Raw genomic sequence first — 17,022 nt, 5'->3', positions numbered from 1 at the left:
CCGGGAGTGGTGTCAGGGCACAACCGTCTCCGGTCAACGCGTCCGGTCGACGCGTCCGGTTCCGGCTCAGGCCGCCTCGGGGAAATGGCAGGCGACCCGGCGCGCCGCCCCGGGCACCGGGCTCCTCAGGACCGGGGCCTCCGTCCGGCAGACGGCCTGGGCCTTGGGGCAGCGGGGGTGGAACGTGCAGCCGGACGGGGGCGCGGCGGGACTGGGAGGGTCGCCGGGCAGGGTGATGCGTTCGCGGGTACGCTCGGCAACCGGATCGGGCAGCGGGACGGCGGACAGCAGGGCCCGGGTGTAGGGGTGGGCGGGGGCCGCGTACACCCGCTCCTTCGGGCCGGTCTCGACGATACGGCCCAGGTACATCACGGCGACCCGGTCGCAGACCCTCTTGACCACCGACAGGTCGTGCGCGATGAAGAGATAGGCCAGGCCGAGCTCGCGTTGCAGATCCGCCATCAGATTCACGATCTGCGCCTGTACGGAGACGTCGAGCGCCGAGACCGGCTCGTCCGCGACGATCAGGCGGGGGTGCGTGGCCAGGGCGCGGGCGATGCCGACGCGCTGGGCCTGGCCGCCGGAGAAGGCGTGCGGATAGCGGTCGAGGTGCTCGGGGATCAGCCCGACGAGGTTCATCAGTTCGGCGGCCCTGCGGCGTGCCTCACCGGCCGGAGTGCCCTGCGCCAGCAGCGGGTCGGCGATGATCCTGGCCACGGTCTGGCGGGGGTTGAGGGAGGCGTGGGGATCCTGGAAGACCATCTGGACGTGGCGGCGCAGCGGGCGCAGCTCCCGTTGGCCGAGGTGGCCGATGTCGCGGCCGTCGAACGTGATCGAGCCGCTCGTCGGCTCCAGGAGCCGGACGATCGCGCGGCCGGTGGTGGACTTGCCGCAGCCCGACTCGCCGACCAGGCCGAGGGTTTCGCCCGCCGCGATGCCGAAGCCGACGCCGTCGACGGCCCGGATGGGCGCGGCGCGACCCCGTTTGCCGGGGAAGGTCACGGTCAGGTCGCGCACGGACAGCAGCGGGGCCGCGTTATGGTGCGGCGCGTCGGGTGCGGAAGGCGGGGACGTTCGGGGCGTCGTCATGGTGTGGCCTTTCGGATCGGGTCCGGGCCCTCGCTCCGCGGGTGTTCGGGGGCGTCGGGTGCTGCGGCCGGGCCGAGCGGCAGATGGCAGGCCACCGCGTGGTCGCCGGAGCGGGCCAGGCGGGGCCGGAGCCGCTCGCAACGCTCCCGGGTGTCCGCGCCGGCTGCCGTCGTGCGCGAGCAGCGGGGCGCGAAGGCGCAGCCCGGTGCGGGGGTGAGCAGCGAGGGCGGGCTGCCGGGAATGGTGCGCAGCGGCGCGTCGTCGGTGTCGTCGAGCCTGGGGAGCGAGTCGAGCAGGCCGCGCGTGTAGGGGTGGGCCGGGGCTGCGAACAGGGTCTCGGCCGGGGCCCGTTCGGCGGCCCGGCCGCCGTACATCACCAGGACCTCGTGGGCGACCCGGGCGACCACACCGAGGTCGTGGGTGATCAGGACGACGGCGAGGGAGCGTTCCTGCTGGATCCGGGCGATCAGCTCCAGGATCTGGGCCTGGACGGTGACGTCCAGCGCGGTGGTCGGTTCGTCCGCGATGAGCAGGTCGGGCTCGCAGGCCAGCGCCATGGCGATCATCACGCGCTGCCGCATGCCGCCGGAGAACTGGTGCGGGTACTCGCCCGCCCGGCGCGCCGGCTCGGGGATGCCGACTTCGGCGAGCATCTCCACGGCCCGTCGGCGGGCCGTGGCACGGCGCGAGCCGAAGTGCACCCGGTGGTGCTCGGCGATCTGCTCGCCCACCGTGTAGTAGGGGTGCAGGCTGGAGAGCGGGTCCTGGAAGACCATCGCCATCCGTCGGCCGCGCAGCCGGTTCAGCTCGCGCTCGGCGAGTACGGTCAGTTCGGTTCCGTCCAGGACGACGGAACCGGTGACCTCGGCGTCGGTGTGCAGGCCCATCACGGCCATCGAGGTGACGGACTTGCCGGAGCCGGACTCGCCGACGATGCCGAGCGTCCGGCCGCGGCCGACGTCGAAGGAGAGGCGGTCGACGGCGCGCACCGGGCCGTCAGGGGTGGGGAAGACGACCGTCAAGTCCCTTACGGAAAGGAGCGGTTCGGTGTCGGCGGCCTCGACGGCCGGACGGTGTTCGACGGCCATCACAGCCTCACTCGGGGGTCGACGACGGCATAGAGCAGGTCCACGGCCAGGTTGGCGACGACGATGAAGGCGGCGGCGAGCAGGGTCACTCCGAGGATCACCGGCTGGTCGCCACTGGACAGGGCGCCGTAGAAGAGCTGCCCGATGCCCGGGAGCCCGAAGAGGGACTCGGTGATCACCGCGCCGGCGAGCAGCCCGCCGAGGTCCATGCCGAACAGGGTGAGGATCGGCGTCATGCCGGATCGCAGCCCGTGCTTGATGACCACGGTGCGGCGCGGCAGGCCCTTGGCACGGGCGGTGCGCATGTACGGCTCCGCCATCGCTTCGATCATCGAACTGCGGCTCTGGCGGGCGTACATGGCCGCGTAGAGGAGGGCAAGCGCCAGCCAGGGCAGCAGCAGGTTGGACGCCCAGCGGGCGGGATCGTCGCCGAAGGGCACGTAGTTCGGATACGGGAACAGCCCGGCCACCCGGATGAGGCCGTAGATCAGCATCATCGAGGTGAAGTAGACCGGCAGCGAGGCGGCGCCGACCGCGCCGACCATCAGCACGCGGTCGGTGAGCGTGTTCTTGCGCAGGGCCGCGGCCACCCCGGCGCTCAGTCCGAGTGCCAGCCACAGCACCGCCGCGCCCAGGGCGAGTGAGGCGGATACCGGCAGGCGGTTCATCAGGAGGTCCCAGACCGCTTCGCTGTTCTCGTACGAGTAGCCCAGGCAGGGGAAGTCGCAGCGCAGGGTGTACTGGCCGCTGCCCAGGGTGCGGCCGGTGAAGATGCCGGAGAGGAAGTCCCAGAACTGCCGCCACACGGGTTCGTCGAGGCCCATGTGTGCGCGGATCGCCGCCAGGCGCGCGGCACTGCAGGACTTGCCGCAGGCCGCGGCGGCGGGGTCGGAGGGCAGGACGTAGAAGATGAGGAAGGTGACGGCGGCGACGGCGATCAGCACACCGATGACGCCGGCGAGGCGGCGCAGGGTGTAGAGGATCACGCGCGGCCTCCTCTCGGGTCGAGGACGTCGCGCAGGGCGTCGCCGAGGAGCGTGAAGGCGAGCACGGTCAGGAACAGACAGGCGCTCGGGATGACGAAGTACATCGGGTCGGTGTCGTAGAAGGCGACGCTCGCGGCGATCATCTGGCCCCAGGACGGAGTGGGTGGGCGGACCCCGACGCCCAGGTAGCTCAGGGCGGCCTCGGTGGCGATCATTCCGGGGATGATCAGGGTGGTGTAGGCGATGACGGGTCCCGCGACGCCCGGGAGGATGTCGTGGGTGAGGATCCGCCAGGGCCCGGAGCCGCCGACCCGGGCCGCATCGACGTACTCGCGGTGTTTGAGCGAGAGGGTCTGACCGCGCACCACACGGGCGATCCCGGGCCAGCCGAACAGGCCGATGACGGCGGTCATCAGCAGGATCCGGTTGACGTCCTTGGCCACCGACATCATCGCGATCATGAAGATCAGGGACGGGAAGGACATGGTGAGGTCCATCAGGCGGGACAGCACCGCGTCGGTGCGGCCGCCGAAGTAGCCGGCCGCGATCCCGGCCACCGTCCCGGCGACCACGACGATCGCGGTGGCCGTGAGTGCGATGAGCAGGGAGACCTGGGCGCCGTGCACGACCCGGGCCAACAGGTCGCGTCCGGTGACCGGTTCGACGCCCAGCCAGTGGTGCGCGGACATGCCGCCGAGTGGCCCGATGGGCATGCCGCCCAGGTACGGATCGACGGCGGACTTGTCGAACGTGTCGGGCGACCAGCCGCCGAGCGCGCTCAGCAGCGGGGCGGCGGACGCCATGACGAGAAAGAGCCCGATGACGACGAGGGAGACCGTGACGGAGGTCCGGCGGCGCAGCTCACGGCGGAGCAGTTGCCAGGGACTGCTCGGCACTGGAGGTTCGGCTGCCGGTTCCGGGGCCCTGTCCGGGGCGGTCGGCGCGGATGGGGAAGCGGACATGATGGGGTGTCCCCCTTCAACTCTGGCTCTTGGAGGGGTCCTTGAGACCCACGGAGGCATAGTCGAGCTGGCCGCCGTAGGAGGTGTGGCCGTAGGCGCCGGCGATGTTGCCGCCGAGCACGAGGGGCCAGCGGCGCACCAGGACCGGGACGGCCGGCGCCTGCTTGAGGATCTCACCGTCGAGCCGCTGCCACGCCTCGTCGGCCCGGCGGGCGTCGGTCATCGCGGCGATCTCGTCCATCCGCCGCATGGTCGGCTCGTCGCGGAAGAGGGAGTGATTGCCGGTGTTGCCCTTCTCCTTGATGTAGCGGCCGTCGAAGACGAAGGGGAGGAAGGTCGAGCCGGAGGCGTAGTCGGGACACCAACCGGTGTAGACCAGGTCGGTGCGGTTCTTGGTGTCCCCGATGGTGGCGTAGAACGCCGATGGGTCGACGGTGTTGATGGTGACCTTGATGCCCGCCTTGGCCAGGGACTCCTGGATCGCCTCGGCGCGGCCCTTGTCGCCGGAGGAGACGGTGATCTCGGTGGCGAAGCCGTCCGGCTCACCCGCCTCCTTGAGCAGTCGTCGGGCCTCGGCGGGGTCTCCGGTGGCGGGAATCCTCAGGGTGTCGGGTTGTCTGCCGCCGAAGAGCGCGGCGGGCATGTACGCGGTGGACAGGTCGTTGAAGGCCGGTCCGCCGGACGCGGTCAGGATCGCGTCCTTGTCGAGCGCGTACTGCACCGCCTGGCGGACCTTCACGTTGTCGAACGGAGCCCGCCCGGTGTCCATCTGGACCATGTCCGTGCAGTTCATCGACTCGGCGAGCAGCCGCCGTCTGGCCTCGGCGTTCGACAGGACCTTGGCGGCGCTCTCCGGACGCAGCGCGTACCAGGGGACGGCGGAGGAGTCCGCGCCCTGGTCGGCGATCATCCGGTCGTCGATCTGGTTGGGCTTCAGCCCGATCGTCACGACCAGTCGGTCCGGGTACGCCTTGCGCACCACGTCGGTCTTCGGGTCCCAGTACGGATTGCGGACCAGGACGAGCCGCTTGGCCCGCTCGTACGACTTGACCTCGTACGGGCCCGAGGAGAACGGCCGGTTGTCGTAGCGCGGCCCGGTGTCCCGCTTCTCGGGTACCGGTGCGAAGGTCGGCATGACGGTGGCGTTGGGGAACTCGGCGAACGGCCTGCGGAGTTCGAAGACGAGGGTGTGGTCGTCCGGCGCCCTGACGGAGTCGAGGTGCTTGCCCTCGGCCGGGCCCTTGTAGCCGTCGGCGTCGGCGAGATAGCGGGCCGCGTAGTCGGAGCCGCCCGGCAGGTCGGGCGAGAAGGACCGCTCGACGTTGTACTTGATGTCCTGCGCGGTGACGGGCGTGCCGTCCTCGTACCTGACGCCCTTCTTCAGGTGGAAGGTCCAGGTCTTGGCGCCGTTGGAGGAGGTCCCGAGATCGGTGGCGAGGTCGGGGACCAGCTTGCCGCCCTTGGCGCCGGGCGCCGCCTGGTACGTCACCAGGGTGCGGTAGAGCAGCCGGGTGCCGAAGTCCATGTCGTTCATGACCCAGTTGCGGGCCGGGTCGAGGTGCGTGAAGTCCTGGTTGGACAGGACGGTGAGGGTGCCGCCCCGCTTCGGGGCGCCGCCGACGACGGCGGCGTGGTTGAGGAGGGCGGGGTTTGCGCCGCGGCCCTCGCCGCCCGCGGCGTTGCCGCCGGAGCAGCCGGTTGCTCCGAGGGCGAGGGCCGCCGCCAGTGGGACGGCGACGAGGGAAGTTCGCTTGTTCATCAGTGGTCACTCCGAGAACAGTCGGGAGCCGCGTACGGCCGGAGTGGACTGTAAAATAGTAATGTGAAATTGCACTGCACAAGGGGTGCGTCGCAAGGGAGTTGAGACCGCACCCGCAGATCCGGGTCCGGCGATCTCCCGCCACGCGGGACCCTTGGCAAGGCAGGTGCAATGTGAAATATTACTGACGTGCCCACGAGACACTCTTCGGATCTCATCGTCGTCGGCGCGGGCGTGATCGGCGCCGCCTGTGCCCACTACGCCGCCCGGCGCGGCCTGGACGTCACCGTGATCGACCGCGGCCCCGTCGCCGGCGGGACCACCGGCGCCGGCGAAGGCAACCTCCTGGTCTCCGACAAGGAGCCCGGCCCCGAACTCGAACTGGCCCAGCTGTCCACGTCATTGTGGCGCGAGCTGGGCGAGGCGCTCCCGCCGCGGATCGAGTACGAGGCTAAGGGCGGTCTGGTCGTCGCCTCCGGCGAGGAGGACCTGGCCGCGCTGCGGACGTTCGCCGCGCGGCAGGCGCAGGCCGGTGTCAGCGCCGAAGCGGTGCCGGGCGACCGGCTCGGTGACCTGGAGCCGCATCTGGCCCCCGGCCTCGCCGGCGGTGTCCACTATCCACAGGACGCACAGGTGCAACCCGCGCTGGCCGCCGCCCATTTGCTGCGTGCGGCCGGCAGCCGGGTGCGGCTACGGCTCGGCGAGGCCGTCACCGGGATCCTCACCACGACGGGCGGTCGGGTGCGGGGGGTACGCACGCCCTCCGGCGACCTCCACGCGCCGTGCGTGGTGAACGCGGCGGGAGCGTGGGGCGGTGAGCTGGCCCGGATCGCGGGCGTAACGCTGCCGGTGCGTCCGCGGCGGGGTTTCGTCCTGGTCACCGAGCCGCTGCCGCGGGTGGTGCGGCGCAAGGTGTACTCGGCCGACTATGTCGCCGATGTCGCCAGCGGCTCGGCGGCCCTGCAGACCTCCGCGGTCGTCGAGGGCACCCCGGCCGGCCCCGTCCTGATCGGCGCGAGCCGGGAGCGCGTGGGCTTCGACCGCACGCTGTCCGTGGAGGCGCTGCACCGCCTCGCGGCGCAGGCGGTGCGGCTGTTCCCGGTACTCGGCACGGTGCGGGCCATGCGCACCTACGCCGGGTTCCGCCCGTACCTGCCCGACCACCTGCCCGCGATCGGCTCCGACCCGCGCCGGCCGGGACTGCTGCACGCCTGCGGCCACGAAGGGGCGGGCGTCGGTCTCGCTCCGGCCACCGGGCAGATCGTCGCCGCGCTGGCGGCCGGCGGCGAACCTCCCCTGGACGTCCGCCCGTTCCGGCCCGAACGGTTCGGTGAAGGCGCAGGTGGACGTGAACGTGAAGCGTGCTGACATCCCCGGTGGCCCATGCCGCCCGCCCCGAAGGGAGCCGCGCCATGGCGCGTGACCGCAGCCCCGCCGCACTCGTCGGCGCGGCGACTGACGACGCGTTCGAGATCACCTTCGACGGGCGGCCGGTCACCGCGCTGCCCGGACAGTCACTCGCCGCCGCACTCTGGGCCGCGGGCATCCTCGCCTGGCGCACCACCCGCGTCGGCGGCCGGCCGCGCGGCGCGTTCTGCGGCATCGGCCAGTGCTACGACTGCCTCGCCACCGTCAACGGCCGGCCCAACCGCCGGGCCTGCCTGGTCCCGGCCCGCCCCGGAGACACCGTCACCACCCAGGAGGGACACGGCCATGCCGAACTCGGCGTCTGACGCCCCGGAAGGCGGCCTGGAAGACGGTGCGGAGTACGACCTCGCGGTGATCGGCGCGGGCCCCGCGGGGCTCGCGGGCGCCGTCACCGCGTCCGAACTCGGCCTGTCCGTCGCCCTCTTGGACGCTTCCGGGCAGCCGGGCGGACAGTACTACCGGCACCCCTCGCCCGACCTCGGCGCCGCGCACCCCGAAGCCCTGCACCACGACTGGCCCGCCTTCGCCGGCCTGGTCCGCCGCCTGGCCGCAGGCGAGGTGACCCATCTCGCCGGACACCACGTCTGGACGGTCGCACGGGCAGCGGACACGGAGGGGTCGTGGGACGTGCATGCGGTCACCGGCGCGGACGGCGACGGGGACCGCCCGGTCCGAGTGCGGGCCCGCGCGGTGCTGCTGGCGACCGGCGCCTACGAGCGTCAACTTCCCTTCCCCGGCTGGACGTTGCCGGGGGTCGTGGGCGCCGGTGGCGCGCAGGCGATGCTGAAGTCCGGTCTGGTCCTGCCCGGGAGGAGGGTGGTCGTGGCGGGCAGCGGCCCGCTGCTGCTCGCCGTCGCCGCGTCGCTCGCCGCGGCCGGGGCCCGCGTCCCCGCGGTGGTCGAGGCGTCGGACTACCTGGGGTACGCCCGCCGGCCCGGGGCCCTGCTGTCCCATCCGCACAAGCTGGTGGAGGCCGCGGTCCACGGCGCGGCGCTGCTGCGGCACCGGGTGCGGCTGCGGACGTCGAGCGCGGTGACACAGGTGCACGGCTCGGACCGGGTGGCGGCCGTCACGGTCTCCCGGCTCGACCGCCAGTGGCGGCCGGTACGGGGGTCCGGCCACCGGATCGCGTGCGACGCGCTGGCGGTCGGGCACGGACTGGTCCCACAGCTCGAACTCGCCGTCGGGCTCGGCTGCACGACCCGGCGCACGGTGGAGGGAACCCACGCCCTCGAACTAGGCGCCCTTCAGGAGACCTCCGTGGCCGGAGTCTGGGCCGCGGGCGAGACCGGCGGTGTCGGTGGCGTTCAACTTGCCAGGGTGGAAGGCGAGTTGGCTGGCATCGCGATCGCCGCACGCCTGCGTGGACGGGCGATGGCGAGCAACGCCCGGCGGGTGCGGGAGCTACGGCGGCGGCGCGCACGCATGCGCGCCTTCGCCGACGCGATGGCCGCCGTCCACGCCCCCGGCCCCGGCTGGCCGCAGTGGCTCGACGGCGCGACGGATGTGTGCCGGTGCGAGGAGGTCACCGCGGGCCGGATTCGTGAGGCGGTCGCCGACTACGGTGCCCGGGACGCCCGGACCGTCAAACTCCTCACCCGCGCCGGCATGGGCTGGTGTCAGGGCCGGATGTGCGGGACGGCCGTGGCCTGCCTGGCCGCCCAGGCACGGGGGGCGCAGCCGGCGCCGCCCCCCGAACGCCGGCCGCTGGCCGTTCCCCTCCCCCTGGGAGTGCTCGGCGCCCTCGGCCGAACGCCCGCCCCCGAGTCGGACGGGGCCGCCCCCGAAGACCGGAGCGACGGGAGCGATGCCGTCGGCTGACGGACGGCCGACATGCCGCCTGATCGCCCCCTCACCCCCCCTCCATAAAATGTCACACACCACAGAAGGGTTCCCTTCATGACCACCACCTCCCCCGCCGCCTGGAGCACCGACCGCCCCTGGCGCGGCATCATGGTCGCCACCGCGCTGCCCCTGCGCGACGACCTCTCCATCGACTACGACGCCTACGCCGACCACGTCCGCTGGTTGATCGACAGCGGCTGCGACGGCGTCGTGCCCAACGGCTCCCTGGGCGAGTACCAGACCCTGACCGACGAGGAGCGCGCCCGTGTGGTGCGCACCGCCGTCGCCGCGGCGGGCGACGGGGCCCGGGTCATGCCGGGCGTCGCCGCGTACGGCAGCGCCGAGTCCCGCCGCTGGACCGAGCAGGCCGCCGAGGAGGGCTGCGGCAGCGTCCTGCTGCTCCCGCCGAACGCCTACCGCGCCGACGAGCCCGCCGTGCGCGCCCACTACGCCGAGGTCGCCCGGGCCGGCCTGCCGGTCGTCGCCTACAACAACCCCCACGACACCAAGGTCGATCTGACCCCCGCCCTGCTGGCCCGCCTCCACGGCGAGGGCGCGATCGTGGCCGTCAAGGAGTTCAGCGGCGATGTGCGCCGCGCCTACCAGATCGCCGAACTCGCCCCGGAACTCGACCTGTTGATCGGCGCGGACGACGTCCTGGTCGAACTCGCGCTCGCCGGGGCCGTCGGCTGGGTCGCCGGCTACCCCAACGCCTTCCCCGCCACCTGCGTCGAGCTGTACCGCGCCGCGGTGACCAAGGACATCGGGACCGCCCTGCCCCTGTACGCGTCCCTGCACTCGCTGCTGCGCTGGGACTCCAGGACCGAGTTCGTCCAGGCCATCAAGACGTCCATGGACATCGCCGGCCGTCCCGGCGGCCCCACCCGGCCGCCGCGCCTGCCGCTGCCCGCCGCGGTGGAGGCCGAGGTGCGCGCGGCGACCGAGAAGTCCGTCGCCACAGGGCACCGCTGACCCCGGCTGCCCCTCTCCGAACGAGACCCGCAGAAAGGGGACTTGATGCGCACCCGACACGTCTTCCACGCCGTCGACTCGCACACCGAGGGCATGCCCACCCGCGTCATCACCGGCGGCGTCGGGGTGCTCCCCGGCGCCACCATGGCAGAGCGCAGGCTCCACTTCATCGAGCACCTGGACCGGTTGCGCACCCTGCTCATGTACGAGCCGCGCGGGCACGCCGCCATGAGCGGCGCCATCCTTCAGCCTCCGACCCGACCCGACGCCGACTACGGCGTCCTGTTCATCGAGGTCTCCGGACTCCTGCCGATGTGCGGCCACGGCACTCTCGGCGTCGCCACCGTCCTCGTCGAGACCGGCATGGTGCCCGTCACCGAGCCGGTCACCACCATCCGCCTCGACACCCCCGCGGGGCTGGTCGCCGTCGACGTGTGCGTCGAGGACGGCAGGGCGAAGTCCGCCACCCTCACCAACGTGCCCGCCTTCTGCGTCGCACTGGACCGGACGGTGGAGGTGCCCGGGTACGGCACGGTCAGCTACGACCTCGCCTTCGGCGGGAACTTCTACGCGTTCGTCGAACTCGACGCGCTGGGGCTGCCGTTCGACCGTGCCCGCAAGGACGACCTGCTCGCCGCCGGCCTCGCCCTCATGGACGCGATCAACGCCTCGCCCGACCGGCCCGTGCACCCCGCCCAGCGCGAGATCGCCGGCCTCAAGCACGTCTATCTCGCCGCCCCCGGCTCCGACGCACACCGCTCGCGGCACGCCATGGCCATCCACCCGGGTTGGTTCGACCGCTCACCGTGCGGCACCGGCACCAGCGCGCGGATGGCGCAGCTGCACGCCCGCGGCGCCCTGCCGCTGCACCGCGACTTCGTCAACGAGTCCTTCATCGGTACGGAGTTCACCGGCCGGCTGACCGAAGAGACGGAGGTCGGCGGGGTGCCCGCGGTCGTACCGCGGATCACCGGGCGCGCCTGGATCACCGGCACCGCCCAGTACTTCCTCGACCCCGACGACCCCTTCCCCGGAGGTTTTCTCCTGTGAGTGACGCCCCGCCCCCGGTTGTCTCCCGCAACCCGGCCGACCCGTCCGACATCCTCGTGCACGTCCCCGCCCCCGGCGCGCGGGCCGCCACCCGTGCCGTCGAGCGGGCCCGCGCCGCCCAGCCCCACTGGCTGCTGGACGGCGCGGCGGCCCGCTCGGCCGCGCTCGGCGCGATCGCCGCCGCCGTCGAGGCCGCCGCGGACGAACTGACCGCGCTGGCCGTGCGGGAGGTCGGCAAGCCGGTCACCGAAGCCCGCGCCGAAGTGGCGCGCACCGCGGCAATCTGGCGGTACTACGCCCAGGCCCCCTACGAGCCCACCGGCGTCGTCCACGAGACGGCCGCGGGCCCCGGACTGCTGCTCACCCGCCGCCGTCCACACGGTGTCGCCGGCCTCATCACCCCCTGGAACTTCCCCTTCGCGATCCCCAGTTGGAAGGCCGCCCCGGCACTGGCGACCGGCAACACGGTCGTCCTCAAACCCGCGCCGGAAGCCACCGCCTGTGCGCAACGCCTCGCCGAGATCGTCCAACAGGCCGTCCCCACAGGTGTGTTCACCGTGTTGCCCGGCGGCGCTACCGAGGGCAACGCCGTCGTCTCGGCCGCCGATGCCGTCTCCTTCACGGGCTCCACCGTCGTCGGCCAGGCAGTCACCCTCACCACCACCGCACGCGGCATCCCCGCACAGGCCGAGATGGGCGGACTCAACGCGGCGATCGTCCTGCCCGACGCGGACATCGACACCGCCGCGGCGCACATCGCCTCCGCGATCGCCGGCTACGCGGGCCAGAAGTGCACCGCCACCAGCCGCGTGATCGCGGTGGGCGCGGCCCTCGGCCCCCTGCGCGAGGCACTGGCCGAGCGTCTGCGGGCACTCGCGGTGGGCGACCCCGCCGACTCCGCCACCGTCTGCGGCCCCCTCATCAGCGAGCGGGCCCGCGACCGCGTCATCGAAGCCCGGCGGGGACTGCCCGCGGTGGCCACCGCCGCCCCCACCGGGAGCGACGGCTGGTACGCGGCCCCCGCGCTCGTGACGGACCTGCCGCCCGGCCATCCACTGCTGCACGAAGAGGTCTTCGGCCCACTCGCCGCGCTGCTCCCCGCCGACGACCTCGCCCAGGCGGTGCGCATCACCAACTCCGTTCCGTACGGCCTGGTCACCTCGGTGCACACGGCAACGCTCGATGCGACCCTGCACGGACTCGACCACCTCGACACCGGCATGGTCCGGGTGAACGCCCCCTCCAGCGGCGTCGACTTCCACCTGCCGTTCGGCGGCACCAAGGCATCCAGCAGCGGCCCACGCGAGCAGGGACACGCCGCCCTGGACTTCTACACCTCGCAGCGCACCTACACGCTGACCCCCGCGCTCCCATCGATCCTCGCATAAACAACGTGACATTGTACGCTGGTGACCGCCCGATGACGGAGGGCAGGGCACGAAGGGAACACCACGACCATGGGCCACCTCAAGCAGCGCAACCTCAACACCACCAGGGAGCGGCTGCGCGACCAGGTCGCCCACCACCTGCGGGCCGCCCTGATCTCGGGTGAACTCCGGCCCGGTGAGGTGTACTCGGCGCCCGGCCTCGCGGACGACTTCGGCATCTCCGCGACCCCGGTGCGCGAGGCGATGCTCGACCTGGCCCGCGAGGGCCTGGTCGAGCCGGTCCGCAACAAGGGCTTCCGGGTCACCGAGGTCAACGAGCGCGACCTCGACCAGTACACCGAGATCCGCACCCTCATCGAGGTCCCCATGGTCGGCCGGATCACCCGCACCGCCGCCCGCGCGGACCTGGAGGAACTGCGCCCGATCGCACAGGAGATCGTCCGCGCCGCCCGCGAACACGACCTCATCGGCTACCTGGAGGCGGACCGTCGCTTCCACCTCTCCCTCCTCGCGCTGGCCGGAAACGACCGGCTCGTGGAAACCGTCGGCGATCTGCGCAAGCGCTCCCGCCTGTACGGCCTGACCGCCCTGGACGAGCGTGACCAGCTGATCCCCTCGGCCGAGGAGCATCTCGAACTCCTCGACCTGATGGTGGCGGGGGAGGCCGAGGGCGCCCAGAAGTGCATGACCCGCCACCTCGGCCATGTGCGCTCACTGTGGGCGGAAGGCACGCAGGAGCCCGAGTCGACCCCGGGCGGGCTCAAGGCCCGCCTGAAGTCCCGATGACCGGCGTCCGGAGCGACTGGGACTGCGACTGCGACTGCGACCCGTCAACGCGCGCCGCATAACCCGGAGTTATGACAAAACAGGAGTTACCCCGACTCACCGGCACCCTCCAGACTCATCGGCATGAATCCCTCGTACGCCACCGTCGATCACGTCTTCACGGTCCCGCTGGACCACACCACCCCCGGCGGCGAGACCCTCCAGGTCTTCGCCCGTGAGGTCGCCGACCCGTCCCGCGTCGACGAGGAGCTGCCCTGGCTGCTGTATCTCCAGGGCGGCCCGGGCGGCAAGTCTCCCCGCCCGTCGGCCGCGTCGCCCGGCTGGCTGGCCCACGCGCTCAAGACGCACCGCGTACTGCTGCTCGACCAGCGCGGAACGGGCCGTTCCACCCCCGTCACGGCGCGAGCCGCCGCCGCCTTCCGGGAGCCGGCCCAACTCGCCGCCCACCTGGCCCACTTCCGGGCGGACGCGATCGTCGCGGACGCCGAACTGATCCGTCGCGAGCTGTGCGGCGACACCCCTTGGGAAACCCTCGGCCAGAGCTACGGCGGCTTCCTCACCCTCACCTACCTCTCCCAGGCCCCGGAAGGACTCAAGGCGTGCTACGTCGCCGGCGGCCTGCCCGGCCTGTCCGCCACCGCCGACGACGTGTACGCCCGCACCTATCCACGAGTACGCGACCGGGTCCGCGACTTCTACGCCCGCTACCCCGACGACGCCCGGCGCCTGCGCCGCATCGCCGACCTGCTCGCGGCGCAGGACGTCCGCCTGCCCGACGGCGACCGGCTCACCGTCCGCCGACTGCGGACCCTCGGCCTCCTGCTCGGCATGGGCGACGGGTTCGAGCGCCTGCACTGGCTGCTCGACGAGGCTCTGGAGAACAACGACGGCGAAGGCGAGTTGACCGACACCTTCCGCTACCAGGTGATGGCCCTGACCGGTTTCACCGACAACCCGCTCTTCGCCGTCCTCCAGGAGACCTTGTACGGACAGGGCGCCGGCCCCACCGCCTGGGCGGCCTCGCGCGCCCTCGACACCCTCCCCGAATTCACCGAGGACGCCGACCCGCTCCTGCTCACCGGCGAGATGATCTACCCCTGGATGTTCGAGGACATCCGCGGCCTGCGCCCCTTCACGGACGCCGCCGACCTCCTGGCCCGACGCACCGACTGGCCGCCGCTGTACGACCCGGCCCGCCTCGCCGCCAACACCGTCCCGCTCGCCGCGATCGTCTACCACGACGACATGTACGTCGACGCCGGCCTGTCCCTGGACACCGCCCGGACCATCGGCGCCGCCCGGGTCTGGGTCACCAACGAATGGGAACACGACGGGATATCGGCCTCCGGCGACCGGGCCCTCGCCCGTCTGATGGACCTGGCGACCGGCCGCGCCTGACCCCACCGGCCGCGCCGCGCCTTCCGCCCCGCTCCGGTCCCGTCAGCCGTGTCCGGTGAAGCGCCGCCCCACCCCGAGCCTGCGCAGGTGGTCCACTGCCGGCCCGGGGTCGGAGCGTGGCGCCGGTGCCCCGTTCACGTGGGTGGCCGATCACGTCCGCCAGACCCTCAGGGGTGACCTACGTCACCCCTGACCCTTCTTCTGTTTGTACAGTTCGAGGTCCCTGTTCACGAACAGTTGGACATAGCCGCAGTTCCAGCAGATCAGCCCGGTCGCCGACTCGTTCGCCCAGCTCAGGTTCATGAACTCCATGCCGGAGCTGTTGAGCTTCACCTCACGGTCCCTGAACAGATCGCCCTGGCAGAAGCTGCACTTGATCCACACGCCCCCCAGGGCCGCGCGAACAGGCTTGGCCATGACTGCACCTTTCCTCATGGGGCGCCGGAGTGGCGCACCCGTCTCGTACACAGACTGCGCGGCGAGCAGCATAGGCATCTCCCCGGACCGGGCCATGGGCCGGGCCGGCCTGTTACGCGGCCTTGAGCCGCTACCCAGGTGACCGGGCTGCTGCTGCCCGCGGCCTGGATGAAGACCTTTGCGGGGATGGCTATGAGGTGTTCCTGGTTGTTGCCCGTGTCGAGGTCGCGGACGACGCTGTAGCCGGTGTAGGTGGCGCCGTTGGCCCGACCCTCCAGATATCCCTTCTTGCCCTGCGGGACGTCGATCTCGACGTCCGTTTCCCGGGTGCTCTGCACCTTGGTGGTGGAGGTGGTGGAGTAGCCGTAGGTGAAGCCGGCCTCGCCGCCGACCGATCCGTTGCCGCCGCTGATGCTGGGCGTGATCTTGCCGCCCACCTCCCCGCCTTCGGTCGTGCTCTTCTCGTCGGCCACGGACGCCGTGACCTTGTAGGTGAGCTTGCCCTCGCCGGTGAGACCGTCACTGGCTCCCCGCTGCGGGTACTTCTCGTCGAGCTTGAACAGCGGGACGGCGCTCAGGCCGATGAGGGCGGCGGCGGGGATCATGATCCGCAGCCGGCCGCAGCGGTCGGCGAGCAGGCCCACGACCGGAGTGCCGAGGGTGAGGATGACGCCGGTCACGGCCGGTCGAGGGGTGACCGAGGGCGTGGAGGAGCGTGGCCGCCAACACGATGCCCTCGCGGGCGATCGTGCCGAGCAGGTGCTCGTCGGGGGCGTGCTGGAGACGGCCGGGGTAGGAGTGCGGCAGCCACAGCGTGGGCAGGCCGAGGATGTCGGTGAAGACGTGGTTGGGCAGTGAGCCGCCGATGTTGGGCAGTACGCCCCGCCCCCTGGAGGTCCGATGCAGCTCATGCCGGTGAGCCTGGCGTACTTTCTCGAAGTCGCCCGCACCGGGGCGGTGAGCGAGGCCGCGTAGAACCTGCTGGTCGCCCCCTCGGCGATCAGCCGGCAGATCGCCAAGCTCGAAGCCGGGGTCGGCGTCCTGCTGTTCGTCCGGCATCCGCGCGGAATGACCCTGACCGACGCCGGCTCACGCCTGCTGGCCCATGCCCGCCGCAGCGAGGCCGAGTCCGCCGCGCTCCTGACCGAACTGCGCACGGGTGGCGGCGCGGACGCCCGCCACGTCACCGTGGCCCGCTCGGAGGGTTTCGCGCGCCGCCTCGTGCCGCACGCGATGGCAACCTTCAGGCACGACCACCCGGACGTCACGTTCCACCTCGACCGCGTGCCCCACCAGGAGGCGACCCGCAGGGTGGCCGGGGGAATCGCCGACATCGCCGTCACCTACGCGATGGGCCCGCAGCACGACGTGCGGGTCGAGTGCTCCGTCGCGGTACCGATGGCCGCCATCGTCCCGCCCGGACACCCACTCGCGGGCCGGGAACGGGTCGGCCCGGCCGAACTGTGCGCGTACCCGCTCGCGCTGCCCCCGACCGGAACGACCCAGCGCGACCTCTTCGACACCGGTGTGCAACTGGAGAACCTGACCTTCCAGCCGGCCCTGGTCTGCGACGCGATGGCCACGAAGTACGAGTTCGTCCGCTCCGGCGGCGGTATCGCACTCGTCGGCAACCTGGGCGATCCGGCCCCGGTCGCCGAAGGCGTCGTCTACACACCGCTCGACCAGCCGGTCTTCCGCCGCCGCGAAGCCCAGGTGCAGACGATGCCCGGCCGTCGACTCCCCTGGGCGGCAACACAGTTCACCGGGTTGCTGGTCTCACTTCTGCGCCCCGCAGAACCCATGTCATGACTGTCCGGCGTCGCGTCCCGACGCCGGCTCACCGGGACACGGGCC

General features: G+C 72.2%; 16 protein-coding genes. 9 read left to right on the top strand and 7 right to left on the bottom strand.

Annotated elements, in window-relative coordinates; all coding sequences use genetic code 11:
* Positions 1-66 precede the first annotated feature (66 nt).
* From SNOUR_RS35400 to SNOUR_RS35380, 5 genes are read right to left on the bottom strand one after another with little or no spacing between them, the layout of a single operon-like run.
* Complete coding sequence (locus SNOUR_RS35400; protein ID WP_067355304.1) at positions 67-1,089, bottom strand: ABC transporter ATP-binding protein; 1,023 nt, start codon at positions 1,087-1,089, stop codon at positions 67-69.
* Complete coding sequence (locus SNOUR_RS35395; protein ID WP_067355301.1) at positions 1,086-2,177, bottom strand: ABC transporter ATP-binding protein; 1,092 nt, start codon at positions 2,175-2,177, stop codon at positions 1,086-1,088. The genes SNOUR_RS35400 and SNOUR_RS35395 overlap by 4 nt, the downstream gene beginning before the upstream one ends.
* Positions 2,177-3,163, bottom strand: a complete 987-nt coding sequence (locus tag SNOUR_RS35390) for an ABC transporter permease (protein ID WP_067355298.1) — start codon at positions 3,161-3,163, stop codon at positions 2,177-2,179. The genes SNOUR_RS35395 and SNOUR_RS35390 overlap by 1 nt, the downstream gene beginning before the upstream one ends.
* Positions 3,160-4,125, bottom strand: a complete 966-nt coding sequence (locus tag SNOUR_RS35385; protein WP_067355295.1) for an ABC transporter permease — start codon at positions 4,123-4,125, stop codon at positions 3,160-3,162. The genes SNOUR_RS35390 and SNOUR_RS35385 overlap by 4 nt, the downstream gene beginning before the upstream one ends.
* A gap of 16 nt (positions 4,126-4,141) precedes the next feature.
* A complete protein-coding gene (locus SNOUR_RS35380; protein WP_067355292.1) occupies positions 4,142-5,884 on the bottom strand; it encodes an ABC transporter substrate-binding protein in 1,743 nt (580 codons plus the stop codon).
* A 189-nt stretch (positions 5,885-6,073) separates the two neighbouring features.
* On the opposite strand from SNOUR_RS35380, the gene SNOUR_RS35375 reads away from it, so the two are divergent.
* The 8 genes from SNOUR_RS35375 to SNOUR_RS35340 all read left to right on the top strand — a co-directional run bounded on the left by SNOUR_RS35375 (position 6,074) and on the right by SNOUR_RS35340 (position 14,751).
* On the top strand, positions 6,074-7,252 hold the full coding sequence (locus tag SNOUR_RS35375; protein WP_067355290.1) for an NAD(P)/FAD-dependent oxidoreductase: 1,179 nt from the start codon (positions 6,074-6,076) through the stop codon (positions 7,250-7,252).
* Between the two features lie 44 nt (positions 7,253-7,296).
* A complete protein-coding gene (locus SNOUR_RS35370; RefSeq protein WP_067355287.1) occupies positions 7,297-7,617 on the top strand; it encodes a (2Fe-2S)-binding protein in 321 nt (106 codons plus the stop codon).
* Positions 7,598-9,133: an NAD(P)/FAD-dependent oxidoreductase gene (locus tag SNOUR_RS35365; RefSeq protein WP_067355284.1), complete on the top strand. Its 1,536-nt coding sequence runs from the start codon at positions 7,598-7,600 to the stop codon at positions 9,131-9,133. The genes SNOUR_RS35370 and SNOUR_RS35365 overlap by 20 nt, the downstream gene beginning before the upstream one ends.
* Before the next feature lie 78 nt (positions 9,134-9,211).
* On the top strand, positions 9,212-10,129 hold the full coding sequence (locus SNOUR_RS35360; RefSeq protein WP_067355281.1) for a dihydrodipicolinate synthase family protein: 918 nt from the start codon (positions 9,212-9,214) through the stop codon (positions 10,127-10,129).
* A 45-nt stretch (positions 10,130-10,174) separates the two neighbouring features.
* A complete protein-coding gene (locus tag SNOUR_RS35355) occupies positions 10,175-11,179 on the top strand; it encodes a proline racemase family protein (RefSeq protein ID WP_067355278.1) in 1,005 nt (334 codons plus the stop codon).
* Positions 11,176-12,567 carry an aldehyde dehydrogenase family protein gene (locus tag SNOUR_RS35350; RefSeq protein WP_067355275.1) on the top strand — a complete coding sequence of 464 codons (1,392 nt, stop codon included), beginning with the start codon at positions 11,176-11,178 and terminating at the stop codon, positions 12,565-12,567. The genes SNOUR_RS35355 and SNOUR_RS35350 overlap by 4 nt, the downstream gene beginning before the upstream one ends.
* Positions 12,568-12,636: 69 nt before the next feature.
* Positions 12,637-13,353: a GntR family transcriptional regulator gene (locus SNOUR_RS35345; protein WP_067355273.1), complete on the top strand. Its 717-nt coding sequence runs from the start codon at positions 12,637-12,639 to the stop codon at positions 13,351-13,353.
* A 123-nt stretch (positions 13,354-13,476) separates the two neighbouring features.
* Positions 13,477-14,751 carry an alpha/beta fold hydrolase gene (locus SNOUR_RS35340; protein ID WP_067355270.1) on the top strand — a complete coding sequence of 425 codons (1,275 nt, stop codon included), beginning with the start codon at positions 13,477-13,479 and terminating at the stop codon, positions 14,749-14,751.
* Positions 14,752-14,934: 183 nt separating this feature from the next.
* Here the strand turns inward: SNOUR_RS35340 and SNOUR_RS35335 are convergent, their stop codons facing one another.
* Positions 14,935-15,168 carry a hypothetical protein gene (locus SNOUR_RS35335; RefSeq protein ID WP_067355268.1) on the bottom strand — a complete coding sequence of 78 codons (234 nt, stop codon included), beginning with the start codon at positions 15,166-15,168 and terminating at the stop codon, positions 14,935-14,937.
* A 14-nt stretch (positions 15,169-15,182) separates the two neighbouring features.
* Entirely contained in the window at positions 15,183-15,848 is a 666-nt protein-coding gene (locus SNOUR_RS47550) for a hypothetical protein (RefSeq protein WP_067355265.1), read from the bottom strand.
* A 298-nt stretch (positions 15,849-16,146) separates the two neighbouring features.
* On the opposite strand from SNOUR_RS47550, the gene SNOUR_RS35325 reads away from it, so the two are divergent.
* The gene (locus SNOUR_RS35325; protein WP_312636183.1) at positions 16,147-16,977 is read left to right on the top strand and encodes a LysR substrate-binding domain-containing protein; all 831 of its coding nucleotides are present in this window, start codon (positions 16,147-16,149) and stop codon (positions 16,975-16,977) included.
* The last annotated feature ends 45 nt before the right edge of the window (positions 16,978-17,022 follow it).

The organism is Streptomyces noursei ATCC 11455, from assembly GCF_001704275.1.
In the GTDB taxonomy this organism is placed as follows: Bacteria; Actinomycetota; Actinomycetes; order Streptomycetales; family Streptomycetaceae; genus Streptomyces; species Streptomyces noursei.
The sequence above is the reverse complement of the archived record's forward strand: the minus strand, read 5'-3'. Positions and strand labels throughout refer to the sequence as shown.